Origin of the sequence: Candidatus Rhodoblastus alkanivorans (genome assembly GCF_022760755.1) — a bacterium.
GTDB lineage: Bacteria > Pseudomonadota > Alphaproteobacteria > Rhizobiales > Beijerinckiaceae > Rhodoblastus > Rhodoblastus alkanivorans.
Genome location: NZ_JAIVFP010000001.1, coordinates 2,174,218 through 2,198,715, shown reverse-complemented (window position 1 = coordinate 2,198,715; position 24,498 = coordinate 2,174,218). Strand labels below are relative to the sequence as shown.

At 64.8% G+C, this 24,498-nt stretch carries 27 protein-coding genes and 1 tRNA gene; 7 read left to right on the top strand and 21 right to left on the bottom strand.

The genetic code is table 11. The features are described from left to right. Positions 1-41: 41 nt before the first annotated feature. Positions 42-1,103 (top strand): hypothetical protein, encoded by a 1,062-nt coding sequence (locus K2U94_RS10325; RefSeq protein WP_243068847.1) that lies wholly within the window; start codon positions 42-44, stop codon positions 1,101-1,103. 11 nt (positions 1,104-1,114) lie between these two features. On the opposite strand, the gene prs is transcribed toward K2U94_RS10325, so the two are convergent. The 13 genes from prs to K2U94_RS10260 all read right to left on the bottom strand — a co-directional run bounded on the left by prs (position 1,115) and on the right by K2U94_RS10260 (position 11,571). Next, complete coding sequence (gene prs, locus K2U94_RS10320; RefSeq protein WP_243067129.1) at positions 1,115-2,644, bottom strand: ribose-phosphate diphosphokinase; 1,530 nt, start codon at positions 2,642-2,644, stop codon at positions 1,115-1,117. An 18-nt stretch (positions 2,645-2,662) separates the two neighbouring features. After that, the gene (gene polX / locus K2U94_RS10315; protein ID WP_243067128.1) at positions 2,663-4,426 is read right to left on the bottom strand and encodes a DNA polymerase/3'-5' exonuclease PolX; all 1,764 of its coding nucleotides are present in this window, start codon (positions 4,424-4,426) and stop codon (positions 2,663-2,665) included. Then, positions 4,423-4,881, bottom strand: a complete 459-nt coding sequence (locus tag K2U94_RS10310) for a YbhB/YbcL family Raf kinase inhibitor-like protein (protein WP_243067127.1) — start codon at positions 4,879-4,881, stop codon at positions 4,423-4,425. The genes polX and K2U94_RS10310 overlap by 4 nt, the downstream gene beginning before the upstream one ends. Positions 4,882-4,911: 30 nt before the next feature. Beyond that, the gene (locus tag K2U94_RS10305) at positions 4,912-5,475 is read right to left on the bottom strand and encodes an HPF/RaiA family ribosome-associated protein (RefSeq protein ID WP_243067126.1); all 564 of its coding nucleotides are present in this window, start codon (positions 5,473-5,475) and stop codon (positions 4,912-4,914) included. Positions 5,476-6,190: 715 nt separating this feature from the next. Then, the gene (locus tag K2U94_RS10300) at positions 6,191-6,517 is read right to left on the bottom strand and encodes a hypothetical protein (RefSeq protein WP_243067125.1); all 327 of its coding nucleotides are present in this window, start codon (positions 6,515-6,517) and stop codon (positions 6,191-6,193) included. Further along, a complete protein-coding gene (locus K2U94_RS10295; RefSeq protein WP_243067124.1) occupies positions 6,514-6,729 on the bottom strand; it encodes a hypothetical protein in 216 nt (71 codons plus the stop codon). Before K2U94_RS10295 ends, K2U94_RS10300 begins: the two co-directional genes overlap by 4 nt. Before the next feature lie 199 nt (positions 6,730-6,928). Continuing rightward, positions 6,929-7,006 (bottom strand) — tRNA-Pro (locus K2U94_RS10290). 71 nt (positions 7,007-7,077) lie between these two features. Then, a complete protein-coding gene (locus tag K2U94_RS10285) occupies positions 7,078-7,563 on the bottom strand; it encodes a MerR family transcriptional regulator (RefSeq protein ID WP_243067123.1) in 486 nt (161 codons plus the stop codon). A gap of 14 nt (positions 7,564-7,577) precedes the next feature. Continuing rightward, on the bottom strand, positions 7,578-7,940 hold the full coding sequence (locus K2U94_RS10280) for an integration host factor subunit alpha (protein ID WP_243067122.1): 363 nt from the start codon (positions 7,938-7,940) through the stop codon (positions 7,578-7,580). Between the two features lie 161 nt (positions 7,941-8,101). Then, complete coding sequence (locus K2U94_RS10275) at positions 8,102-9,091, bottom strand: beta-ketoacyl-ACP synthase III (RefSeq protein WP_243067121.1); 990 nt, start codon at positions 9,089-9,091, stop codon at positions 8,102-8,104. A gap of 22 nt (positions 9,092-9,113) precedes the next feature. Next, positions 9,114-10,226: a phosphate acyltransferase PlsX gene (plsX, locus tag K2U94_RS10270; RefSeq protein ID WP_243067120.1), complete on the bottom strand. Its 1,113-nt coding sequence runs from the start codon at positions 10,224-10,226 to the stop codon at positions 9,114-9,116. A gap of 157 nt (positions 10,227-10,383) precedes the next feature. Next, positions 10,384-10,956, bottom strand: coding sequence for a YceD family protein (locus K2U94_RS10265; protein WP_243067119.1), 573 nt, complete (start codon positions 10,954-10,956; stop codon positions 10,384-10,386). Between the two features lie 96 nt (positions 10,957-11,052). Then, positions 11,053-11,571: a ubiquinol-cytochrome C chaperone family protein gene (locus K2U94_RS10260; RefSeq protein ID WP_243067118.1), complete on the bottom strand. Its 519-nt coding sequence runs from the start codon at positions 11,569-11,571 to the stop codon at positions 11,053-11,055. 180 nt (positions 11,572-11,751) lie between these two features. Between K2U94_RS10260 and K2U94_RS10255 the strand changes: the two genes are divergently transcribed. The 4 genes from K2U94_RS10255 to K2U94_RS10240 all read left to right on the top strand — a co-directional run bounded on the left by K2U94_RS10255 (position 11,752) and on the right by K2U94_RS10240 (position 13,787). Beyond that, positions 11,752-12,249, top strand: a complete 498-nt coding sequence (locus tag K2U94_RS10255) for an outer membrane protein assembly factor BamE (RefSeq protein ID WP_243067117.1) — start codon at positions 11,752-11,754, stop codon at positions 12,247-12,249. A 144-nt stretch (positions 12,250-12,393) separates the two neighbouring features. Continuing rightward, positions 12,394-13,290: a DnaJ C-terminal domain-containing protein gene (locus K2U94_RS10250; protein ID WP_243067116.1), complete on the top strand. Its 897-nt coding sequence runs from the start codon at positions 12,394-12,396 to the stop codon at positions 13,288-13,290. 2 nt (positions 13,291-13,292) lie between these two features. After that, a complete protein-coding gene (locus tag K2U94_RS10245) occupies positions 13,293-13,580 on the top strand; it encodes a MerR family transcriptional regulator (protein ID WP_243067115.1) in 288 nt (95 codons plus the stop codon). 12 nt (positions 13,581-13,592) lie between these two features. Further along, on the top strand, positions 13,593-13,787 hold the full coding sequence (locus tag K2U94_RS10240) for a DUF4175 domain-containing protein (RefSeq protein WP_243067114.1): 195 nt from the start codon (positions 13,593-13,595) through the stop codon (positions 13,785-13,787). 68 nt (positions 13,788-13,855) lie between these two features. On the opposite strand, the gene K2U94_RS10235 is transcribed toward K2U94_RS10240, so the two are convergent. The 5 genes from K2U94_RS10235 to K2U94_RS10215 form a co-directional block, all read right to left on the bottom strand. Next, a complete protein-coding gene (locus tag K2U94_RS10235; protein WP_243067113.1) occupies positions 13,856-15,994 on the bottom strand; it encodes a sodium-translocating pyrophosphatase in 2,139 nt (712 codons plus the stop codon). A gap of 195 nt (positions 15,995-16,189) precedes the next feature. Continuing rightward, positions 16,190-17,227 carry a thiamine-phosphate kinase gene (gene thiL, locus K2U94_RS10230; RefSeq protein WP_425332516.1) on the bottom strand — a complete coding sequence of 346 codons (1,038 nt, stop codon included), beginning with the start codon at positions 17,225-17,227 and terminating at the stop codon, positions 16,190-16,192. Then, entirely contained in the window at positions 17,200-17,655 is a 456-nt protein-coding gene (gene nusB, locus K2U94_RS10225) for a transcription antitermination factor NusB (RefSeq protein WP_243067111.1), read from the bottom strand. The genes thiL and nusB overlap by 28 nt, the downstream gene beginning before the upstream one ends. Continuing rightward, positions 17,655-18,137: a 6,7-dimethyl-8-ribityllumazine synthase gene (gene ribH / locus K2U94_RS10220; protein ID WP_243067110.1), complete on the bottom strand. Its 483-nt coding sequence runs from the start codon at positions 18,135-18,137 to the stop codon at positions 17,655-17,657. Before ribH ends, nusB begins: the two co-directional genes overlap by 1 nt. Positions 18,138-18,272: 135 nt before the next feature. After that, the gene (locus K2U94_RS10215; RefSeq protein ID WP_243067109.1) at positions 18,273-18,530 is read right to left on the bottom strand and encodes a GlsB/YeaQ/YmgE family stress response membrane protein; all 258 of its coding nucleotides are present in this window, start codon (positions 18,528-18,530) and stop codon (positions 18,273-18,275) included. A 186-nt stretch (positions 18,531-18,716) separates the two neighbouring features. Here K2U94_RS10215 and K2U94_RS10210 point away from each other — a divergent pair, with 186 nt between their 5' ends. Beyond that, positions 18,717-19,250, top strand: a complete 534-nt coding sequence (locus tag K2U94_RS10210; RefSeq protein WP_243067108.1) for a YidB family protein — start codon at positions 18,717-18,719, stop codon at positions 19,248-19,250. A gap of 190 nt (positions 19,251-19,440) precedes the next feature. On the opposite strand, the gene K2U94_RS10205 is transcribed toward K2U94_RS10210, so the two are convergent. Genes K2U94_RS10205 through nrdR form a run of 3 tightly spaced genes read right to left on the bottom strand, consistent with a single transcriptional unit; the run spans position 19,441 to position 21,649 of the window. Beyond that, positions 19,441-20,061: a riboflavin synthase gene (locus K2U94_RS10205; protein WP_243067107.1), complete on the bottom strand. Its 621-nt coding sequence runs from the start codon at positions 20,059-20,061 to the stop codon at positions 19,441-19,443. Continuing rightward, the gene (gene ribD / locus K2U94_RS10200) at positions 20,062-21,165 is read right to left on the bottom strand and encodes a bifunctional diaminohydroxyphosphoribosylaminopyrimidine deaminase/5-amino-6-(5-phosphoribosylamino)uracil reductase RibD (protein WP_243067106.1); all 1,104 of its coding nucleotides are present in this window, start codon (positions 21,163-21,165) and stop codon (positions 20,062-20,064) included. A 1-nt stretch (position 21,166) separates the two neighbouring features. Next, positions 21,167-21,649, bottom strand: coding sequence for a transcriptional regulator NrdR (gene nrdR / locus K2U94_RS10195; protein WP_243067105.1), 483 nt, complete (start codon positions 21,647-21,649; stop codon positions 21,167-21,169). Between the two features lie 214 nt (positions 21,650-21,863). Between nrdR and mgtA the strand changes: the two genes are divergently transcribed. After that, positions 21,864-24,440, top strand: coding sequence for a magnesium-translocating P-type ATPase (mgtA, locus tag K2U94_RS10190; RefSeq protein WP_243067104.1), 2,577 nt, complete (start codon positions 21,864-21,866; stop codon positions 24,438-24,440). The last annotated feature ends 58 nt before the right edge of the window (positions 24,441-24,498 follow it).

The window sequence follows — 24,498 nt, the reverse complement described above, 5'->3', positions numbered from 1 at the left end:
TGGAGAATGCGGCGTTTTCTCGCGGAGTTCAGGTCTTGGCTGTGGGTTTTTCGAAGACGGGCGCCGACGTCCCGGCGCGAGAAATCGGACTTGCGGAAAAGCTCCGGTTCCTGAGCGACCCGTCTTCCTATGGCGTCGCGGGAGCGAAGGTTGAGGTCGTTGAAACGCATATGTCTTTTGTCTTCCTGGTCGGCGACCGGGTTTACAAATTCAAGAAGCCCATCGAAACTCCCGTCCTGAATTTTACGACGCTTGACGCCCGGAAGACGAATTGCCTTGCGGAAGTGGCTCTCAACCGGCGTCTGGCGCCCGACGTCTATTTTGGCGTCAAGGCTCTGACGCTATCGCCAGGCGGAAGCCTGAGCCTCGGCGCAGAAGGGCAGGTTGTCGAATGGCTGGTCGTGATGCGGCGCTTGCCTGAGGAGCTTATGCTCGATCGGCTGCTCGCGTCCGGCCCGCTCGCGCAGGATAAAGTTGGACGTCTCGCCTCCCGTCTCGCCGACTTTTTCCGCGGCGCGACGCGCGGCGAAATTTCGGGTTCCGCCTATTTCGAGAGACTGTGCATCGAACAGGTCGAGAATCAACGGATTCTGACGCGCCGCCGCTTCGCGGTCGACCATGGCCGCGTGCCCGTCATTCTCCAGCGGATGGACGCCGCCCTGAGCGGCGCAAGAGCGCTGCTAGAGGCGCGGGCGAACGAACGGCAGTTGATCGACGGGCACGGCGACCTTCGTCCCGAACATATCTGCTTCACCGACGGCATCGACATTTTCGACTGCCTCGAATTCAGCGCCGATCTGCGTCTGACCGATCCGGTCGAGGAAATCGCCTTTCTCGGGCTCGAATGCGAGTTGCTCGGCGCGCTGACTTTGGGACCGGACTTATTCGCGCGGATCATGAGCGAAATGGGCGAAGCCCCGCCGCAGCGGCTGTTCCATCTCCATTACGCCCGCAAGGGACTGCTGCGCGTGCGGCTGTCGCTTGCTCATTTGCTCGATCCCAAGCCACGTCAGCCGGAAAAATGGGAGCCGCTGGCGGCGCGATATCTCGCGCTGGCCGAAAAGGGGCTCGATCGTTTCGACGCCTCGGGCGCGGCGCCGTAGCAGGGCCATGGTCAGGCGCCCGGGAAGGGGCTGACCGCGTGTTCCTGTAGATCGTTGATCGATCCGCCGGAATGGAGCGCGTGAATCACGTCGGCGAGCAAAGGCGCGGTCGCGACGATGCGCAGCTTGCCTTGCGCGATCGCGTCCTTCGTCAAAGCCGGAAGCGGCAGGCTGTCCGCGACCCAAATCCGGTCGATCGACGGGTCGCGCAGAAAATTTTCCGCGCCGGGGCTGAACAAGCCATGCGCGGCGGCGGCGATAACCCGCCTGGCGCCGTGGCGGCGGCAGGCCAGCGCCGCCCGGCTCATCGTGCCGCCCGTGCCGATCATGTCATCGATGATGATCGCGGTTCGATCGGCGACGTCGCCGGCGAACAGATCGCCGGTCACCTTTCCCATGCTGCGCTTCTTGTCCACCAGCGCTTTGGTCACCGGCGCGTCGAGGATGCGTTCGAGCGTTTCGCGAAAAAGCTCCGCCCGTTTCTCGCCGCCGGGATCGGGCGTGACGACCGCAACCTCTTCGCCCCGGAGATGCGGCGCGAGCGTGCGCGCGAAAAGCGCGTGAAAATCGAGATGTTCCGTTTCACGACGGAACGCATTCTGGAAAGCCGCCAGGTCATGCGCCGCAATGGTGATGACGCAATCGCATCCCACTGCTTCGAACATTTGCGCGAGATAACGCGTCGCAACCGGATCGCGCGGCTTGGTCTGGCGCTCCTTGCGGCCATAGCAAAGATAGGGCGCGATGACATTCACCCGCGCAGCCGCCGATTGTTTGAGCGCGCCAATGAAGAACAGGAGCTTGCAAAGCTTGTCGTTGACGCTTTCGCCGCCGGAGGAGCCGAGATCGGCGAAGACGTAAGCGTCGCGGTTGCGGACGCAGACTAAAGGCCTGATCTTGTGCTCGCCGTCTTCGAAACGGCGTTCTTCGTGCGCCGAGACCGTCGTTCCGAGAGAATGGGCGACCGTTTCGGCCAAAGCGGCCATTCGCGACAGCGCGAAAATAACGGGTTCGTCGATGCGCGCGGCGTGGCGCCGGAGCGGCGGTTCGCCGCCGAGAGAGCGGCGCAATTCGCAACCGCCAAGGATTCCGACGATCCGGCCATCGGAGGAAGCGAGCGGCGCCGCCAGAAGATCGACGACGAGACCGGCTTCTTCGTGGGTTTCGGCCGAAAATTCGGCGAGCACCGGCTCTCCCGTATTGAGGACGGTTTCGAACAACCGTCGCAGCCTCACGGCGTGGCGAGGCTCGGGCGACGCGCTCAGCCGGGCGCCCGCCTCGGTTAAGCCGGTCAGACGTTCAAGGCCAATCGACGCGCGCCGCAAAAGAAAATCACGCTCGCTGTCATCTCTGGCGAAGACGAAGCCATTGGCCGGAACTGTTTCTTCCGCCGCCGCCAAAGCCGGCGCGACGGCGCCGGCGCGCAGCGCCTCCCAGTTCGCCAGGAGCTCGGACAGGCCTTGCTGAACCGGTCGAGGCGCGAAGTCGAGACGCGAGAACAGCCGCCGCAGAGGCGGATCGACAATGGCCAAGGTCGTCATTCTATCCGTCCTTCCAAATCAACGCGAAGCCGCGATGAGCGCCTTCAATTCGCTGACCGGCAGCGCATTGACGATGTCGCCCGCCTCGAGCCAGCCGCGCCGCGCCTGCGCGACAGCATATTCCAGATTTATAAAATCGCGGGCGCCATGGGCGTCGGAATCGACGCTTAGCCGAACCCCTTCGCTTTTCGCCATGCGGCAATATGCGTCGTTGATATCGAGACGATCGGGCTGTCCGTTGATTTCGAGGCAGCTCCCACGCGCATGGGCGGCGCGCAGCACTCGCGCCATGTCGATATCGTAAGCGTCGCGCTCAAACAGCAGGCGGCCCGTGGGATGGGCGAGAATGAAGACAAAACGATTGTCCAGCGCCCGCAGGATCCGTTCCGTCTGCTTCTCGCGAGGCAGGCCGAAATCGGAGTGAATGGCCGCGACGACCAGATCGAGACGGTGCAAAAGATCGTCAGCGAGATCGAGCGCTCCATCCGGCAAAATATCGACCTCGGCGCCCTTGAGCACTTTAAACCCAGGATTTTCCGCATTAAAATGGTCGACCGCGTCGATTTGCGCGAGAAGCCTTTCGCGGTTCAGCCCATGCGCGATGCGCATGCTCTGGGAATGGTCGGTGACGGCGATATAGTCCAGCCCGCGCTCGCGCGCGGCCTGAACCATTTCGCTCAAGGAATTGGCGCCGTCGCTGACGTTGGTGTGGACGTGCAGGTCGCCCTTCACGTCGGAGAGGCGGACGAGGCGCGGCAGGGCGCCGCGCGCGGCGGCTTCGATTTCGCCGCTGTCCTCGCGCAATTCAGGCGGGACATAGGCAAGGTCGAAAAGCCGGTAGATCTCGGCCTCGTCCGCGCCGACCAGACGCTCCTTGCCGCGAAACACCCCATATTCATTGATCTTCAGTCCGCGCTGCTGCGCCAGGCGGCGCAATGCGATGTTATGCGCCTTCGAGCCGGTGAAATAGAGCATCGCCGCGCCAAAATTTTCGCGAGCCACGGCGCGCAGATCGACCTGGACGCCGCTTTTCAAAACGACGCTGGCCTTGGTCCGGCCTTCGGCGAGGACATGATCGACATTTGGCGCCGCGACAAAATTCTTCGTCACCCGCGCCGGCGTTTCCGACACGGCGATAAGGTCGAGATCGCCGACCGTTTCCTTACCCCTTCGGTAGCTGCCCGCGACTTCAGCCGCCTCCACGGAAGGGTCGGCGCGCAGGCGCTCCACCAGAGCCTCAGCATAGGGCCGGACGCTCGCGCGCTTGAAACGCTTGTCCTGCCGCCGCTCTGCCTGCAGCCTTTCGACAAGCTTTTGCTCGCTCAGCGCCCCGAACCCCGGCAAGGCCCGCACCTTTCCGTCAAGACCAGCCGCGAGAACGTCATCGAGCGTCCGCGGCCGGGGCTTCAGACCCTCGCACAGGTCCATCGCCCGGCGCGGGCCGACGCCGGGGACGTGGCTGAGTTCCAGCGCGAGCGCCGGAACTTCCGGGCGCAGCCGATCGAGCCGCGACAAACGCCCGCTTGCGACCATTTCGCCGATTTGCGCCGCGAGATCCTTGCCGATGCCAGGGAGGTCGTCGGGATCGCCGCCACGTGCGATCATGTCGGCGACCTCTTCGCGCGCGCCGCGCAGGGTGCGCGCCGCATTTCGATAGGCGCGGACGCGGAAGGGATTGTCGTTTTCCAGATCGAGGAGTTCGGCGACCTCGTCAAATGCGCGCGCAATGTCCTCGTTACGGACTTTTTCAGGCGAGGCCGGACTTTTTGGCGCACGGGTCATCGCCGATAAAGGCCGACGAGAGACGCATGAGCGAGAATATGCCCGTCGAGCGCATGTTCGACATCGCGACAGGTCGCGTCGGGGCGTAGATCCAGCTTCTCTATGGAAAGCGCCAGTACGCGGAAATGATAATGATGCGTCCCATGCCCATGCGGCGGGCAGGGCCCGCCATAGGCCGCGTCGCCGAAATCATTCACGCCCTGCTTAAGCCTGGACCCGCCGCCGCCTTTCGCGGCGCCTTCGGGCAGCGCCAAACAATCGGCGGGAAGGTCGTAAACAGCCCAGTGCCGCCACATCCCCCGCGGCGCGTCGGGATCGTCGCAGAGCAGGACGAAGCTGCGCGTGCCGGTCGGGGCTCCACTCCACGCCAGCGGCGGCGACAGATTCTCGCCGTCGCAAGTGTGGCGCGGGGGCACGTCCTGGTCATCGCGAAAGGCGCTTGAACTGAGTTTCATGACCGGCCTCCGGACTTGAACCCGTCCTCGTCACGGGAGGTGATGCTTGCCGATGACGCGAACGGTGCTGGCCTGAGCCCCCTTCTCGCCGATCTCCTCGACGAAGCGGACTTCCGAGCCGGTTTCGAGCTTGTCGAAATCGCCCTCGACGACCGAATTGCGGTGAAAATAGATTTCTCGTCCGTCCGGCGTTTCGATGAAGCCGCAATTCTCGCCGGCGAGGAAACGCGCCACCCGGCCATGCGCCGGCGCTTCGTGCAGCTTCACCTTGTCGCGCAGATCGCGCATGGCGTCCTCGATCTGGCGGATCGCGGCGTCGAAGGCGTCGCGTACCGCCACGAGGGCATGCTCATGTTCGGGCGCGTCGCCATGCGACTTGTCCACGACAATATCCTTGCGACCCGGCATGGCGACGCGCAACGCGACATGGAAGAGATCGCCGTGCTGACGCCGGGCGTTCTTGGTGACGGCGAAGTGACAGGAGGTGATGCGGTCGCTAAATTTTTCGAGTCTTTCGAGCTGCCGCGCGACCTCGGCGCGCACGGCGTCCGACGGCTCGAAGTGATGAAAAGCAACTTCCGGCGGCGTCTGCATGGCTTGGCCTCATGGTGAAACGCGACGGCGGCCCGGCGCCGCCCGCTGGCGGCGCGACTGCGACGCCAGTCACGCCGAAAGGCTTATTCGGGCGCCGTTCGCCGTTAAATCCAATATTGGAGCTCCGACGTGACAACGAAAGCCGCCAGCGGATCCGTACAATTACGGAAAACTTGCGTGAATTGAGAAAAGTTGCGCCTTTGCCTCGACCATGCCCTGAAGGCGGGGGGAGTTTCTATCTTGCGCAATGAGACGAGGTCTTGACGCCGGCGCCGCTCGATCGGCCGATTAGCGGCGACGGGATAACATTTGCAGTTGGCTTCCCATGACCCTCCCACGGCCTTCCTCGGCATGACCCTGACGCCGGTTGCTGGGGCATTATGCGCACCGGAAGAGGATGCGAATGACAGCCGGCTCCGATCTGGCTTTCGGGCCGGATACGATCCGCCGACAGGCCACGATCTCCTTCTGATGCACGTCCAGTCCCGCGCATCGGCGATGCTATGTCTCCATCGCGCTCCTCCCATGAAAGGGCGGCCGGCTCGGGAAACCTACGTGGCTACGGGGCGGTTACTGCGGAGAGAAATCAACCGACTTTCCGCGAAAAGCTGAAGCCGAGAGAACGCCCGCCGGCATGGACGCCGCCGCCCAGGCGCGCGCCAAGCGTCGGAAAAAGGCCAAAACGAAAAAGGCCAAAACCGACTGACCAGCGGCCTCAAACGATAGACAATTCCTCCGCGAACGCCTCAGCGTTCTCCTTGTCCATCTGGATAATTATAGGCCGCATCTTGTTGGGTAAAAACGCAAAAACCGTTTGCCCGGCGTCGGTTCGCCTGATCTCGAAACGCGGATTGTGCAGCGACATCATTTGCACATGATCGAACAACGACCCAGAGATTTCAGTTTCGACACAACCGATCATGGCGGCGCCAACTTGAATCGCCGCATCCGCCGGGAACTTTAATGTGAAAGGCTCCCCGCTAGGATTTTCAATCTTTAGCTCGACGAAATCCCCGATCCGGCTCACGTCTATATTCGTCATCGGGACAAGGTCCGGTTGGCTTCCGAGTCCAGCCCGAGTTTGACGATGAACTTGTTGATTGTCCGCAGATCGCGCTCGAACAAGCGCGCGTCGGCATCACGCCCCGTTCGGGTCGCTTCCTCAAAATTACGTTGCAAATCACCCCGCGCGGCGAGCGCGCCGGGGCCGAACTGCATGGCTCGGTGCTGCTTTTCGGTTAGGCGAACGATCATTGCGAAGCCCCCTGCTTTCCGCCGGGCGTATCACGGAAATCGTCGTAGGCCAGCGGCGGAACGGGCCACGAACAAACTTCTGGAAAACTTCGGGACTTTTTGCGCCGGTTTCGGGACTTTGGGGCTGTTTTGTTCCATTTCAGCAAAAAACCGCGCCATTGCGGACGCGGCTTTTTTGTAACCACTTCAAGCGGTTAAATGGTCGGAGTGGCGGGATTCGAACCCACGACCCCTAGTCCCCCAGACTAGTGCGCTAACCGGGCTGCGCTACACTCCGACTCCCCGCCTTATAGAGAAGGCTTTTCGGGCTGGCAACGCCGGGCCGACAAAAAAGCGTGGCGGGAGCTGTCAGCGCCGCCGCGCTTCCTCCAGGATGCGCGCGCCCTCGTCGAGTTCGACAAGAATGGCCTCCAGGCGGCAGCGATCCTGCGGCGATAGAGAGGTCCCGCCTTCGGCCGCGGCGTCGGCGGCGCCCTCGAAGGCGGGCTCCGTCGGCTGGGCGCGCTCGTCCTGCGCCGCGCCGTCGGCGTCTTCCGTGGGCGCCGGCGGCAATTCGCGCCCATTGGCCCGCGACGCCGCGATCAGCGCCCGGACGCCCTGCTCCTTCAGGATGCGCTGGACGCCCCGAATCGTATAGCCCTCGCTATACAGAAGGATGCGAATCGCCGCGACGAGCTGCACATCCTCCGGGCGGTAATAACGCCGCCCCCCGACCCGTTTCACCGGGCGGATCTGGTTGAACTTGGTCTCCCAGAATCGAAGGACATGCTGTGGAAGATCTAGCTCCTCAGCGACTTCGCCGATCGTGCGAAAGGCGTCCTGGGTCTTGTCCATCGCCTGCTCCGGCGTCAATCCTGGTTGATGCGGTCCCGCATGATGTGGGAGGCCTTGAACACCAGGACCTTGCGCGGCGAAATCGTCGCCTCGACGCCGGTCTTCGGATTGCGGCCGACGCGCTCGCGCTTGGAGCGCTGAATGAAGGTGCCGAAGCCAGAGAGCTTCACATTTTCGCCACGCAACACCGCGTCGCTGATCTCGTCGATCACCATTTCGACCAGTTGCGCCGATTCCAGCCGCGACAGACCGATCCGGCGAAACACCGCGTCGGCGAGATCGGACCGGGTCACGGTTTGCTTGCGTTCTTCCACCGGAACCCCCGCCGCCGGGGCGGGCGTTGTTATCTTTTTCGTTTCCAAAACCTGTGTCGCCATTCAATCAGCTCCCGGAAAAGATCGCGCTCTTGGTATCCCAGCCGCCCGGGCTAACGTCCTATTGACGCACTTATGCGCTTTTGGATCAAGGCCTTCCAACGTGATGGCCATTGCGGATTGTACGTAGACCGCACGAACGGCCCCCTAGATCCGGCGCTTTCTCACCACCGGATCAGGGCCGCGCCCCAGGCGAATCCGCCACCGATCGCCTCGATCATCACGAGGTCGCCGGGCTTGATTCGACCATCCTCGCAGGCAACGCTGAGCGCGAGCGGAATCGAGGCTGCCGAGGTATTGCCGTGCCATTGCACCGTCTTCACCACCTTGGCCGGGGCAATGCCGAGCTTTTGCGCCGAGGCGTCGATGATTCGCTGGTTGGCCTGATGCGGCACGAACCAGTCGAGGTCTTCCACCGTCAGACCGGCCTCGCTGAAGGCGTCGGTCATCACGTCGGTGACATGGCCCACGGCGAAGCGGAATACTTCCTTGCCCTCCATGCGCAAATGGCCGGCGGTCTGCGTCGTCGAAGGGCCGCCATCGACATAGAGTTTCGATTTGTAGCGGCCATCCGAGCGCAACTTGCTTGAGAGCACGCCACGATCGGCGTTGGTCCCCTCGCCTTCCCGCGCCTCCAGCACCAGCGCGCCGGCGCCGTCGCCGAACAGGACGCAGGTAGTGCGGTCCTGCCAGTCCATGATCCGCGAAAAGGTCTCGGCGCCGATGATGAGAGCGCGTTTGTGCGAGCCGGACGTGAGGAATTTGTCCGCCGTCGCGACGGCGAAGACAAATCCGGCGCAGACCGCCTGGACATCGAAGGCGACGCCGCCGAGGACGCCCAACTCCGCCTGGATCATGGTCGCGACCGAGGGAAAGGTGAGGTCCGGCGTGGAGGTGGCGCAGATGATGAGGTCTATGTCCTCCGGCGCGCAGCCCGCCTTGGCCATCGCCGCCCGCGCCGCCGCGGCGCCCAGGCTCGACGTCGTCTCGCCCTCGCCCGCGATATAGCGCTGCGTGATGCCGGTGCGCTGGACGATCCATTCGTCCGAGGTGTCGACCTGGCCCTCCAGCTCCCGATTGGTGACGCAGCGGCGCGGCAGCGCGGAGCCGACGCCTGTCACGACCGAGCGCAGTCTTTTTACTTCTTGCGTCAATTGGGGATTTCCGATCCTCGTCTCATGCCGCGTCAGGCGGCGGCGCATTCGTCACAGCCTCTTGCGCCTCGGCGGCGGGCGCCGTTTCGGCGAGGCCTTCCAGCGCGGCGGCGTGTTCGTTGGCGAGCGACATCATGTCGCCGATCTTCTGCAGCAGCCCGTGGCGGACCATGTAGCAGCCAATCTCGATGGCGCCCGAGAAAGCGTTGGCGTCCCCGCCGCCATGGGCCTTGATGACCACGCCGTCGAGCCCGAGAAAGACGCCGCCATTGGCGTCGCGCGGCGACAGTTTCGCTTTCAAGTCTTCAAAAGCCTCGCGCGCGAGAAGGGCGCCGAGCTTGTTCTTCCAATTGGCGGACAATGAATGCTTGAGATAGGCGCGGATCTGCTTGGCGGTGCCTTCGGCGGTCTTGAGGGCGATGTTGCCGGTAAAACCTTCGGTCACCACCACGTCAACCGTCCCGCGCCCGATGTCGTCGCCCTCGACGAAGCCGCGATAATCGAGCAGCGGCGAGTCGATTGCCTGGAGCAGGCGCGAGGCGGCCTTGACCTCCTCGATGCCCTTGACCTCCTCGACCCCGACGTTGAGCAGGCCGACGGTCGGCCGCTCGACGTCGAGCAGGCTGCGGGCCATGGCCGCGCCCATGATGGCGAGATCGACATAATGCTGGGCGTCGGCCCCGATGGTCGCGCCGACGTCGAGAACGATGGAGCGGCCGCGCAAAGTGGGCCACAGAGCGGCGAGCGCGGGGCGGTCGATCTGCGCCATGCTGCGCAGGCAGACCTTCGACATGGCCATGAGCGCGCCGGTGTTGCCGGCTGAAACCGCGCAGTCGGCCGCGCCGTCGCGGACCGCCTCGATCGCCATCCACATCGAGGAACTGCGCCGGGTCGCGCGCAGGGCCTGGCTCGGCTTGTCGGCCATGCCCACCGCGACGCTGGTGTGGCGCACCTCGGTCGCTTCCGCGAGCCGGGGATGGGCTCTCAGAAAGGGTGCGATCTTCTCGCGATCGCCGAACATCAGAAAGCGGGTGTGGGAACAGCGCTCAAGAAACATGGCGGCGCCAGGAACGACGACGGAGGGGCCGAAATCCCCGCCCATGGCGTCGAGCGCGATCCGCACAGGCTTTTCCATTCCCGTCAAACTCCGATTTCGGCTCGGTCGAAGGTCTTCGTTTCAGCATGATCCCGAAAAGTGGGTCCCGCTTTTGGGGATCATGCTCCAGGAGGGCGGGACAATAGACGTTGCGCGGCGCTTGGCAAGCCCTGCCCGGCCTTTGCGGGCACGGCCCTCATTCCTTTTTCAGCTTCGCCAGAGCGGCGAAGGGCGAGGGCTCTTCGCCGGCGTCCTCGATCAGGGGGGCGAATTGTACGCCGGGTTTGCGCGGATAGGGATCGAGCCCGAGCGCGAGGAATTCCGCCGCCAGCGCGCCGAGATCGATACGGCCCCCGATGATCGGGTCGGGCGGATCGGGCTGCGCGGCGAGCGCCGCCGCCTTGTCGTGAGCGGCCTCGATCGCGGCCATGGCCTGGGCATAGGCCGCCTCGGCTTCGGCTTCCGGCGCGAATTCCACCTCGAATTCTTCGTCGATTTCCGAGTCGAACGGCTCCAGGGAGACCACGCAACTCTGGGTTACAATGGCCCCTACGCGCCCCCTGACGAGCAGCCGGTCGCGTCCGCGGCGCGTCACGTCGGCCTCGACCCGCAGCCTGCGGATGGCGATGAGGCCGTCCTGAGCAGCGAGGGCCGCGCATTCCGCCTCGCTCGCCTCCAGATCGAGGCGCAGGCCGTTCTCCCCGACCGATTCGACGGCCAGTGGCCGGAAAAAGGGCGGCGCGCCCGTTGAATCATGGGCTTCAATCATCGCTTCCCTCCTTAGTTTCTCTGTCGGCGCCTCGCATGGACTTGCGGCCGGAGCACAATCCTTCGGTAAACCGGGTCAGGCCTTGGGTAAACCGGGTCAGGGCGGCGGAAAAGGAGCCTCGCCGCGCAAAAAGACTTCCAGGGGCGTCTCGTCGAGCGTCGCCCTGACCCGCAGGAAATAGGCGGCGAGCGGCGCGCCGTCGCCGTTCCCGTCCAGAACGTTGCGGGCGAGCGCCGCCGCCAGCGCCTCCTCGCCCTCGGCGGAAGCCTGCGCATAGGCGTTCCCCCGCCCCATGAAAGCCCGGGCGAGCTTCTTCATTTTCTTCGGCACCCCGACGTCCGATACGCCGACCTCGCGCAAGGCGTCGTCGAAACCGGAGAAAATGGCGTTGGCCAAGGATTGCGCAAGCGCCGGCCCCGGCTCGGGCAGGAGACTCAGGCGCCCCAACAGCAGGCCGGCGTTGAGGGTGACAATCTCGAAACGTCCCTCGAATGTGTCCGCGACGTCATAGGGCGGCAGGAAAAAAGCCGCCAGACGCGATTGGGAGATGACCGCGCGATGCAGCCGCGCGACCTGATCTTCCAGCGGGTCTTTACGGAAAAGACCGAAAATCATGCTGTTCGTTCCCGTGACAATTCGCCTGGCGCGCCGCGCGCCGTCGGAGCCTTGGCCTTGCTTTTGCCCTCGCCGGGGGGTAGGCGTGTGCGCGATGGGATGCAAGGGTAAAATTGCGGGAGGGTCTGGCGCACGCCAGAGCGAACGCGATAAACTTGCGGGAAAATGCGGAGAGTCTGGATGCGGGCGAAGATGAATTGGCGCAAGGATCGGGTTCATCCGCGCCGGATCCTCGCCGGCGGCGCTCTTGCCCTCGCCATTGCGCTGCCTCTCGCCTCGCTTTCGGGCTGCTCCACGCTCGACGACACCGTCATCCATCGCGGCTATATATTCGACGACCAGACCGTCGCGCAGATCCGCCCCGGCATGCCCGCCGAACAGGTGCTGGTTCTGCTCGGCACGCCTTCCACCACCTCCACCGTGGGCCTGGAGGCCTGGTATTATATCAGCCAGCGGGTCGAGCGCATGATTCCGGCCATGCCCGCGAAGGTCACCAAACAACGGGTGTTCGCGGTCTATTTCGACAGCGGCAAGAAGGTCGTCCGCACCGCCAATTACGGGCTGAAGGATGGCAGGGTGGTCGATTTCACCACCAATAAGACGGTCACCGGCGGCGGCGAAAACCGCCTGCTCCAGACCCTTCTCGGCCAGATGGGCAAGTTCCAGTACAAGCTCTGACAATCGATCGCGGCAATCAGCGACTTTGGCGAGCCCGCGCCGTGCGGCGAGCGCCCGCGCGCTGACGCGTCCCGTCAGTTGCCTTTCGAGCCGGCTTCGAACTAAGCTTGGCGTCCCTTGTTCTCATCGTGACGGGAGGCCCGCTTGTCCGCGGATCCGTACCTCACTTTAGGCGTCGAAAAATCGGCCTCCCAGGACGAAATCCAGAAAGCCTACCGGCGGCTCGCGAAGAAGCTGCACCCGGACCTAAATCCCGGGAACGACAAGGCCGAGGAGCGCTTCAAGGAGGTCACCGCCGCCTACGACATTCTGGGCGATCCGGAAAAACGCGCCCGATTCGATCGCGGCGAGATCGACGCGTCGGGCGCCGAGCGGCCGGCGCATCATTATTATCGCGATTTCTCGGATCGCGCCTCTCCCTACGCCAGCGACGCCGGATATGAGGATTTCGGCGACGCCGAAGACATTCTCTCGCAGGTGTTCAGCCGCGCGGGCCGGGCCCGCGCCCATATGCGGGGAGCCGACATTCGATATCGGCTCGAACTGGATTTTCTCGAGGCCATCAACGGAGGCGAAAGGCAGATCGTGCTCCCGGACGGCTCCGCGCTCGACGTCAGAATCCCTGAGGGCACGAACGAAGGCCAGATTCTGCGGCTTCGCGGCAAGGGAAGGCCGGGGCTCGGCAATGGGCCTCCCGGCGACGCCTTGATCGAAATCCAGGTCCGTCCGCACCGCATTTTCACCCGCAAGGGCGACGACATCCATCTCGAACTGCCGATCTCGCTGAGCGAGGCGGTTCTCGGGGGAGAGGTCGTCGTGCCGACCCCGACCGGCAAGGTCATGATGAAAGTGCCGAAATGGACGAATACGGGCGCGGTGCTGCGGCTGAGGGGCAAAGGCGCGCGGCGGCTCGACCGAACCAGCGGCGACGAATTCGTCACACTGAAGATCATGTTGCCGGAAAAACCTGATCCGGAACTTGAAAAATTCGTCGCCGGCTGGCGCGGAGAATATAGCCCCCGCCAGACCACGGAGACATGACGATGCAGAGCCGCACATTCATTCTTCAGGCGCGGATCGAAGCGGAAGAACTCGAAATTTGGTGTGCGGAAGGCTGGCTCCTGCCGCGCGAAACCGAAGCCGGACGCGATTTTTCGGACGTCGACCTCGCAAGGGCGCATTTCATCCGCGACCTGCGAAACCTCGGCGTCAATCGCGAGGGCATTCCGATCGTTCTCGATCTCGTCGATCAGCTCCACGGCTTGCGGCGCGTCACACGCGACCTGATGGAGGCGGTCAAGGCGCTCCGAGAGGAGCGCCCTTCGAAATGAGGCGGCGACGCCATGGGTATCGAAGACCAGCCAGATTTTCCGCGCTTCAATTCGGCCTCAACTTTGCTCAGGGACGCCGAGGAACGGCTGCTTCAGGCGCTCAAGAGCGGCAATGAAGCCGAAATCACCGAGGCGAAACTTGCCCTCAGGGCCGCGCTCGACGAATACAGCAGAATTGCCGGCGCCATTTGCGACGATCGCGCATAACCGACGACAAACCCCACGGAAGCGATCCGCGGGGTCCTTAAGCCGAGCTCTCCGAAGCGCCGCGGCGATCACATCCCCTGATGGGCGAGGATGGCGAGCAGCAGCAGCGCGACGATATTGGTGATCTTGATCGCGGGGTTCACCGCCGGGCCGGCGGTGTCCTTGTAAGGGTCGCCGACGGTGTCGCCGGTCACTGAGGCCTTGTGCGCCTCGCTGCCCTTGAAGTGCTTGACGCCATCCTTGTCGATGAAGCCGTCCTCAAAGCTCTTCTTGGCGTTGTCCCAGGCGCCGCCGCCGGAAGTCATCGAAATGGCGACGAACAAGCCGTTGACGATGACGCCGAGGAGCGAGGCGCCGAGCGCCGCGAAGGCCGAGGCCTTGCTGCCGGAAATCAACAGCACGCCGAAATAGACCACCAGAGGCGCCAGCACCGGCAGCAGCGACGGAATGATCATCTCGCGAATCGCCGCCTTGGTCAGCATGTCCACCGCGCGGCCATAGTCCGGCCGGGTCGTGCCTTCCATGATGCCGGGCATTTCCTTGAACTGGCGTCGGACTTCCTGGACCACCGACCCCGCCGCCCGGCCCACCGCGGTCATTGCGATGCCGCCGAACAGATAAGGGATCAGGCCGCCGAAGATCAGGCCCGCCACGACATAGGGGTTGGACAGGTCGAAGTTGACGTTGCCGACATCCTTGAAATAGGGCAGGCCCTGGTCGATGAACGCGCGCAGGTCGTTGGTATAGGCCGCGAACAGCACCAGGGCGCCAAGGCCGGCCGAACCGATGGCGTAGCCCTTGGTCACCGCCTTGGTGGTGTTGCCGACGGCGTCGAGCGCGTCGGTGGACTGGCGCACTTCCTTGGGCAGCCCTGCCATTTCGGCAATGCCGCCAGCATTGTCGGTGACCGGGCCGAAGGCGTCGAGCGCCACGATCATGCCGGCGAGGCCGAGCATGGTGGTGACCGCGATGGCGGTGCCGAACAGGCCGGCGAGCTGAAAAGTCGAGATGATGCCCGCGACGATGACCAGAGCCGGCAGCGCCGTCGATTCCAGCGACACGGCGAGGCCCTGGATGACATTGGTGCCGTGGCCGGTGACCGAGGCTTGGGCGATCGAGACGACCGGGCGCTTGCCGGTGCCGGTGTAATATTCGGTGATATAGACGATGGCGCCGGTCACCGCGAGGCCGACCAGGCCGCAGAAGAACAGATTGGCGCCGGTGACCGCATGGCCCGCGACCTCGCCGATCGAGCCCCAGCCGGGCAGCAGAGTGGTCGCGATGGCGAGGCCGACCACCGACAGCGCGCCGGTGACGATCAGGCCCTTGTAGAGCGCGCCCATGATCGAACCATTGGCGCCGAGCTTGACGAAATAGGCGCCGGCGATCGAAGTCACGATACAGGTCGCGCAGATCGCCAAGGGATAAAGCATGGCCGCTTCCAGCGAACCCGAACCCTTGAAGAAGATCGCCGCCAGAACCATGGTCGCGACGACCGTCACCGCATAGGTCTCGAACAGGTCGGCCGCCATGCCCGCGCAGTCGCCGACATTGTCGCCGACATTGTCGGCGATGGTCGCCGGATTGCGCGGGTCGTCCTCGGGGATTCCCGCCTCGACCTTGCCGACGAGATCGGCGCCGACGTCGGCGCCCTTGGTGAAGATGCCGCCGCCAAGACGCGCGAAGATCGAAATCAGCGAGGCGCCGAAGCCGAGCGCCACCAGCGAATCGATGACTTCGCGATTATTGACGGAAAGCCCCATCGGGCCGGTCAGAACCCAGAAATAGACCGACACGCCGAGCAAAGCGAGGCCCGCGACCAGCAGGCCGGTCACCGCGCCCGCCTTGAAGGCGATGTCGAGGCCGCCGGCCAGCGATTTGGTCGCGGCCTGGGCGGTGCGCACATTGGCGCGGACCGAGACGTTCATGCCGATGAAGCCGGCGGAGCCGGAGAGGACCGCGCCGATCAGGAAGCCGATCGCCGTTTTCACGCCGAGCAGAAACATGAGAATGATGAAGATCACCACGCCAACGGCGGCGATGGTCGCATATTGCCGTTTCAAATAGGCCTGCGCGCCTTCCGCGATCGCGGCCGAAATTTCCTGCATTCGCGCCGAGCCCGCGTCCGCCGCCATCACCTTCTGAATGGTGACGACGCCATAGACGACGGACAGAAGCCCGCACAGAATGATGAGCCAAATTGCCATTCGTTCCGCCCCTTTTTCATCAATTCACCCTGGCCGGGCAAAAGCTGACGCATCCTCCCCGGCGCTGGCAATGTCCGGGATCAATTTTTGTTGCGCGCAATCTTCCACAAAGCTTGCGCGCCCGCAACGCCGGCCAAGGCCCCGCCAGATCAAAACCGCTCCGTCGTTGGTCGAATAGGCCGGCTTTGGAAAGAATCAGAAGTGGCTGTAGCGGTCCCGCGCGAAATTCAGCTTATCGCCGTCTGGCCCGAGGAAGACGGCGCCTGCGGAAGCCGGCCCGACCTCGCCGATCGCCGTGACGGCGCCCCCGGCCAGCGCCTCGAAACGCACGGCCTGCTCCGGCGCCGCCGCGCATAAAATTTCGTAGTCGTCGCCGCTGGAGAACAGGATCTCGAACAGGCCGGGATCGGCCCGCAGGGCGGCGGCGGCGGCCGGCGAAAGCGGCGCCTCGCGCAGATCGACGCGCGCGCCAACGCCGGACGCGCGCAAAAGGGCGCTCAGGTCGCCGGCGAGGCCGTCGGAAACGTCCATCGCCGCGCTGGCGCAGGCGCGCAAGGCTGGCGTCAGGGCGAGCCTTGGCTCAGGGACCAGATAGCGGCGGACGAGATGCGCCTTTTGCGCGGCGTCGAGCGCATCCACCCATGGCGGGGCCGGCGCGCCCTCCAGCTCGGCCCGGCGCAGGGCAAGACCCAAAGCCGCGTCGCCGATCGTTCCCGAAACATAAAGACGGTCGCCAGGCTTCGCCCCCGCGCGCCGAATCATCCGTCCGGCCGGGACCGATCCCAGCGCCGTGATCGACAAGGTCAGCGGCCCGGGCGTCGCCACCGTATCGCCGCCGAGCAGCGGACAGCGCGATTCGCGCGCCAGATCGCCCAGGCCCTTGGCGAAGACTTCAAGCCATTGCGGCGTCCAGTCGCCCGGCAGGGCGATGGTGAGCAGGAATCCGAGCGGATCGGCCGCCTTGGCGGCGAGGTCGGAGAGATTGACCGCGAGCGCCTTGGCCGCGATCGCCTCCGGCGGATCGCCCGCGAAGAAATGCACGCCCGCGACCAAAGCGTCGGCGGTGAGCACGATTTCCGCCCCCGCCGGCGGCGCGACAAGCGCCGCGTCGTCGCGCAACCCAAGCCCCCCCGGCCCCGCCAAAGGCGCGAAATAACGGGCGATGAGGTCAGCTTCGTCCAAGAAACCTCCCCCTTGGTCTTGCGTCAGGCCGAAAATTCCTCGGCGCGGCATTTGCGCGCCAAGGCGTCGAGCACGGCGTTGATCATGCCGGCTTCGTCGCGCGCGAAGAATGCCCCGGCGACATCGACATATTCCTTGATCGCCACCCGCGCCGGAATATCGGCGCGGCGCATCAGTTCGAAGGCCCCGGCGCGCAGAATGGCGCGCATAAGCGCCTCGACCCGGCGCAAAGGCCAGCCCTCGGCGAGCGTCCGGTCCACCGCGCGGTCGATCTCGACTTGATTTTCCAGCACGCCGGCGACGATCGAGCGGAAAAAGGCGATTTCCGCCGGCTTGTACTGTTCGCCCTCGACCTCGCGTCCGATCCACCAGGTCTCGAATTCGGCGAAAATCTCGTTCAGCCCCTTGCCGGTCAGCTCCATCTGGTAAAGCGCCTGGGCGGCGGCGAGCCGCGCGGCGGAGCGATTTTCGGCCGCCATCAGTGCGCTCCCTCTCTCAGACGATACATGGCGAGCGCGGCGCGGGCGGCGTCCCCGCCCTTGTCGAGTTTTTTCCGGTCGGCGCGTTCGACGGCCTGATCCTCGTTCTCGGTGGTGAGAATCCCGTTGCCGAGCGGAATTTTCCGCGCGACCGCGAGGTCCATGAGCGCCCGCGCGCTTTCGCCCGCGACGATCTCGAAATGGTAAGTCTCGCCGCGCACCACGCAGCCGAGCGCGACAGCGCCGGCATAGGGCGCGCCCGCCTTTTCAGCGGCGTCGAGCAGGATGGCGATCGCGGCCGGAATTTCGAGCGCGCCTGGCGCGCGCGCGACCGTCCAACGCGCCTTGGCCTCGTCCAGGGCCCGCGTCGCGCCGTCGAGCAGCAATTCGCCGATGGAATCGTAGAACCGCGCTTCGACAATCAGAAAATGCGCGCCCGCGACGGATGTCCGCGCTTCGGGCGCTCGGCTTGGCTCTGCCATGGGTTCCTGTGCTCTACTCGACTTGCCGGAGAGGCGCCGTTGAGTAGTACGCCCGCCGCGGCCGCGCAACAGGAAAGGCGCCGGCGCGAACCCGGGCGGCGCATTTCGCCGGAAGACGCTGGGACGAAGGTTTCGTTACAGCCTGCTGCTGCCGGTGAAGGCGCGATAGATCACCTGCACCACCACGGCTCCGCCGATCGCGATGATCAGGCTATAGATGTTGAAGCCGTTGACGCCGCCCATGCCGAGCAAAGTGGCGATGTAACCGCCGACGACCGCGCCGAGGATACCGAGCACGATGTTCATCAACATGCCCTGGCCTTCCTTATTGACCAGCTTGCTGCCGATGAAGCCGGCGATGAGGCCGAAAATGATCCAGCTCAGAATGCCCATGACCTGTCTCCTCGAACGCAGGCTTCGAATGTCCGCGGCACGCCCGGAATTGGGGTAAACGCGCCTTAGTTGAGCGCAGACTCGACCTCTATAAAAGAGAAATTCGTCACTTGCGCGAAAGTTTCGGGAAAGACAGACTGCGCCGGCCGTCAGATGTGACGGAGCGCCTCTCTTGAGGAGGAAATCATGGGTTTACTCGACGACGCCGTCAGCGAAACCAATAAGGCTGTCCCCGGCGGCGATTTCACCAAGCCCCTGCTGATCGCGGCCGGCGCCTTGATTCTCGGCCATTTCTTCGGCCGCGGCAAACAAGACGCGCCCGTTCCCGCGCCGGAGCCGGCGCCACAGCAACAGCCGCCGGCCTCCGGCGGCGGCCTGTTCGGCCAGCTCGGCGGCATGTTGAGCGGCGTCGCCAACAGCCAACTCGGCGGCGCGCTCGCCGGCGCGGCCTCAGGCGCCGCCGTTTCCGGCGGCCTTGGTTCGCTTCTGGAGCAGTTCCGCAACGCCGGCCTCGGCCAGCAGGCGAATTCCTGGGTTGGCACGGGGCAGAACCAGCCGATCACCGCCGATCAGATCAATTCGGTCATCGGCCAGGGCAAGATCGCGGAAATTGCCCAGCAGGCCGGCATCGACCCGGCCCAGATGTCACAGCTTCTGGCCCAGGCCCTGCCCCATCTGATCGACAAGCTGACGCCCGGCGGACAGCTTCCTCAGAGCTGAGAGACCGTCAGGCCATGCCCGTCGTGGATCGTTCCGGGACGGGCGCACATCCTTCGACGCCGGCAACGCGCGGCCGCCGCGACCTCCGCCGGCGCCGCGAGGATATGGACGCCCGGTTTTCCTGACTGCTGGACGCAATCCTGGCGCAAGGATAAGCGCCTCCCCATGGCTCGAAAGCGGAACCCGAGCCTTACTCACCCGCCGCCTCGGCGAGCCGCGCGGCGTAACGCGCCATCGTGTCCACTTCGATATTGATTTTGTCGCCGGCCATGCGGCCGCCCCAATTGGTCACTTCCAGCGTGTGCGGAATGAGCAGAATGGTGAAGCGGGTTTTCTCCACCTTGTTCACCGTGAGGGAGGTTCCATCCAGCGCCACGGAGCCTTTTTCGGCGATGAATTTCGCCAGAGCCTTCGGCGCCTCGATCTCGAAATGCGCCATATTGTCAAAATCGCGCCGCGACGCGATGGTCGCGACGCCGTCCACATGGCCCGACACCAAATGGCCGCCGAGTTCGTCGCCGATCCGCAGCGCCCGCTCCAGATTGATCTTTTCGCCCGGCGCCCAGGCGCCCGCGGTGGTCACAGCCAAGGTCTCCGCCGCGGCGTCCGCCTCGTGCCAGCTGACATAGGAGTCGCCCTCGGCGCGCGGGCCGAAGCCGACGAGCGTCATGCAGACGCCGTTATGGGCGACCGAGGCGCCCATCGCGAGACTGTCATGCGGATAATGCGACGCGATCCTGAGCCGCTTGAGGTCGCCGCGCGGCTCAACCGACAGGAGCGTTCCGACGTCGCTGATGAGGCCAGTGAACATTCAGTTTCTTTCGTAATGGATGAAACGGTCGGCGCCGAGCAATCCCTGTTCCATAATGCGATAGACGCCCGGGTCCGCCAGTGTCTCGCGCGCCTGCGGCGACAGCGACTCCACACCCTCGCGCCCAAGCGGTTTCGGAGCCGTGAACAGAATCATTTCATCGGCGAGCGCCTGCGCGATCAGAGCGGCGCCGACACGCGGCCCGCCTTCGGAAAAAACCCGGGTGATCCCGCGCGCGCCAAGCTGGCGCAAAGCGGCGCCGAGGTCGATCCGGCCATCGGTCAATGTGCAGGTCGCGATTTCGACGCCGTGATCTTCCAGCGCGACGCGGCGCGCCGGCGCGGCCTCGGCGCCGCAGAAGACGAGCGTCGGAAAATCCCGCGCGCCGACGACCAGCCGAGAACGCAAAGGCAGGTCGAGCCGGGCGTCGAGCACCACGCGCAAGGGCTTGCGATTGCAGCCCGGCAGGCGCACGGTCATCAGCGGATCGTCGCCGAGCGCCGTGCCGACCCCGACCATGATCGCGTCGTGCAGCGCGCGCAGGACATGGGTGCGCAGATTGGCCGCAGCGCCGGTGATCGCAAGGCGACGATCGTGCGGGCCGCCCGCCGCCTGCCCATCCGCCGTCTCGGCGATCTTCAGCGTCACCATCGGCCGGCCCTCGGTCGCTCGCAGGATGTGGCCGCGATGGGCGCGCCGCCCCTCCTCCGGCAGAACGTCGGCCTCGACCTCGAGTCCCGCGCGCCGCAGCAGACCATAGCCTTCGCCCGCCACCCGGTCGTCGGGGTCGGTAGGGCCGCCGACGACGCGCGCTATTCCCGCAGCTGCCACGGCTTCGGCGCAGGGCGGCGTCTTGCCGTGATGGGCGCAGGGCTCCAACGTCACATAAAGCGTCGCCCCTCTCGCCAGATCGCCGGCCTGAGCGAGCGCCTGGGTCTCGGCGTGCGGACGCCCGCCAGGCGCCGTCCAGCCGCGACCCACCACCACGCCGTCGCGCACGACCAGCGCGCCGACCGCCGGATTGGGCGCGGTCGCGCCGAGATTGCGCCGGCCTAACGCGAGCGCGGCGCGAAAAAAGCGCATGTCCTGCTCCGACAGCGCCATTTCAGGCGTCCTCCTCCTTGCGGCGCGCGGCCTCCTCATCGGCGATTTCGTCGAGCAGCGGGCCGAAATCGCGCGCCTCCCGGAAATTGCGATAGACCGAGGCGAAACGCACATAGGCGACTTCATCGAGCGTTTTGAGCCCCTGCATCACCAATTCGCCAATGGTTTCGGAGGGAATTTCCGCCTCGCCCTGGTTTTCGAGCTGGCGCACCAGGCCGTTGATCATGCGGTCCACCCGCTCGGGGTCCACCGGGCGCTTGCGCAAGGCGATCTGCACCGAGCGCGCCAGTTTGTCGCGGTCGAAAGGCGCGCGGCGGCCGGATTTCTTGATCACGGTCAGTTCGCGCAACTGCACGCGCTCGAAAGTGGTGAAACGCCCGCCGCAATCCGGACAGACGCGGCGCCTGCGGATCGAGGACGAATCGTCGGTCGGTCGCGAATCCTTCACCTGAGTGTCGAGACTGCCGCAATAGGGACAGCGCATCAGAAAGTCCCCTTCCGCCGCATCAGAAGGGCGCCGCGAATCGAATCCGGGCGCGCTTGCGAGCGGCATTTTGCCGCTTCGGGCAGGCGGGAACAAGCGTAGGCCCGAACGGCCGAAGGACGGAGCCGGATTCCGTGTTGCCGTCGGCGGCGGCGAAGGCTAGCTTCGGCGCGGCCGAGGACAGGCTCCAACGCATTTTGCGCCGGGAGGAACCATGAATCGCCCGAATCCAATGACGTCCTCCGCGAAACGACAAGCCGACCGCGCCACGCCGGAAATTTCAAAGACCGCTGTCCAGCCGATCGCCGATCTGCTGCGCGCGCTGAACAGCGACGAAAACGGCCTGAGCGCCGCAGGCGCGGCGGCGGCGTTGCGAGCCTCCGGGCCGAATCAGGTCGAATCCGCCAAACGGAAGCGGCTGTTGTTCGACTTCCTCGGACGCTTCGCCAATCCGCTGGTCCTCATCCTGCTTTTCGCCGCCGCCGTGTCCGCCTTCACCGGCGACATCGCGAGCTTCGCCATCATCAGCGCGATCGTCCTGGTGTCGGTCATCCTCGACGTGGCGCAGGATTATCAGGCGCAGAACGCCGCCGAACGCCTGCGGGCGCAGGTGTCGCTCAAGGCGACGGCGTTGCGCGACGGGCGGCAGGTCGAGATCGCCGCGACCGAAATCGCGCCCGGCGACGTCCTCTTGCTCGGGGCTGGCGATCTAGTTCCCGCAGACGCCCGTCTGCTTGAGTCGAAAGATCTCTATGTCGACGAGGCGCTCCTCACCGGCGAAGCCTATCCGGCGGAAAAGGAGGCGAATCCGCCCGCGACGGCGCCGGAAATAGCGTTGCCGCCCAATCTCGTCTTCATGGGAAGCTCGGTCGTGAGCGGAGCGGCCCGGGCCGTGGTCTTCGCGACCGGCCGCGCCACCCAGATCGGCGCCATCGCCCGCGCATTGCAAAAGCCGCCGCCGCCGACCGCTTTTGCGGTGGGAATCCAGAAATTCGGGATGATGATCGTTCGTGCGACCATCTTTCTCGTCCTTTTCGTCGTCCTGATCAATCTTCTGTTCCACAGGAAGGCGCTCGAATCCTTCATGTTCGCCCTGGCGCTCGCAGTGGGCCTGACCCCGGAACTGCTGCCGATGATCGTCTCGGTGACGCTTGCCCGCGGAGCGCTGCGGATGGCGAAAAAGGGCGTGATCGTCAAGCGCCAGACGGCGATCGACGATCTGGGAAGCATGAACGTCTTTTGCAGCGACAAGACCGGCACCTTGACCGAAGCGCGCATCAAGCTCATCCGCGAAGTGGACCTCGCCGGGCGCGACAGCGGCAATGTCATGCATCTGGCGCAGATCAACGCCGCCTTCGAGACCGGGATCAAGAGCCCTCTGGACGAGGCCATCCTCGCGGTGGAAGCGCCCCATCTCGCGCAATGGCGCAAGATCGACGAGCAGCCGTTCGATTTCGAGCGGCGGCGGGTCTCCGTCCTGGTCGAAGGCGAAGGAAGGCGGATGATCGTCGTCAAGGGCGCGCCGGAGGACGTGCTTCGCTTGTCGCAAACCTACGACGACGGAGGGACATGCAGGCCGCTCGACGCCGGCGCGCGCAAACAAGCCGAGGAAACGTTCAATCGGCTGAGCGCGGAAGGTTTCCGCCTTCTCGGGGTCGCCTCGCGCGAGGTCGAGCCCGATCGCCGGCACGCGAGCGTCGCCGACGAAACCGAACTGACCTTCGCGGGATTTCTGGCCTTTCTCGATCCGCCGAAGGAGGGCGCCCGCGAGGCGCTGGCTTCGCTTGCGAGTCTTGGCGTCGCCGTCAAGGTGGTGACCGGGGACAACGAACTCGTCACCCGCCATGTTTGCGGCGAACTCGGCGTCGACGTGACCGGGACGCTGACCGGACCGGAGATCGCAGAGCTGACGGACGCGGCGCTGATGGCGCGGATCGACGACACGATTTTGTTCTGCCGGGTGACGCCGCCGCAAAAGGCGCGGATCATCTCGACCCTGCGGCGCAAGGGCCATGTCGTCGGCTATATGGGCGACGGCATCAACGACGGGCCGCCGCTGCACGCGGCGGATGTCGGCTTTTCGGTGGACACTGCCGTCGATGTCGCCAAGGAGGCGGCGTCGATGATCCTGCTGCGCAAGGATCTCAACGTGCTCGCCGACGGCGTGCGCGAAGGCCGGCGGACCTTCGCAAATATTCTCAAATATATCATGATGGGCACGAGCTCGAATTTCGGCAATATGTTCTCGATGGCGGGCGCCGTGCTTTTCGTGCCATTTCTGCCGATGCTTCCAACGCAGATTTTGCTGAATAATCTGCTTTATGACCTTTCCGAGACGGCGATCCCGCTGGACAGGGTCAGCGAGTCCATGGTGGCGCAGCCGCACCGCTGGGACTTCGACACCGTCCGCAAGTTCATGCTGATCTTCGGGCCGCTGAGCTCGGTTTTCGACTATGTCACCTTCGCTTTGCTGCTATGGGCTTTCAAGACCAATGAATCGCTGTTCCATACCGGCTGGTTCGTCGAATCCATGGCCACCCAGGTCATGGTGATCTTTTTGATTCGCACCACGGATCCGCTGCGCGACAGGCCGCATCCGGCGCTCGTGGCGACCACGATGAGCGCCTTCCTGGCCGCGCTCGCCCTGCCCTTTTCGCCGCTGGCGTCATGGCTGGGATTCGTTCCCCTGCCCGGCCCCCTCCTGGCGGCGCTCGCGGCGGTCACCGCCGCCTATCTCCTCGCGGTTTATTTCGTCAAACGCTGGTTTTTCGCGCGGCATCGGATCATTTAGGGCTCGTTCTTGTCCGCATTTTGCAGATCGTCTCGCCAGGCTGGCAAGCAATTTCTGA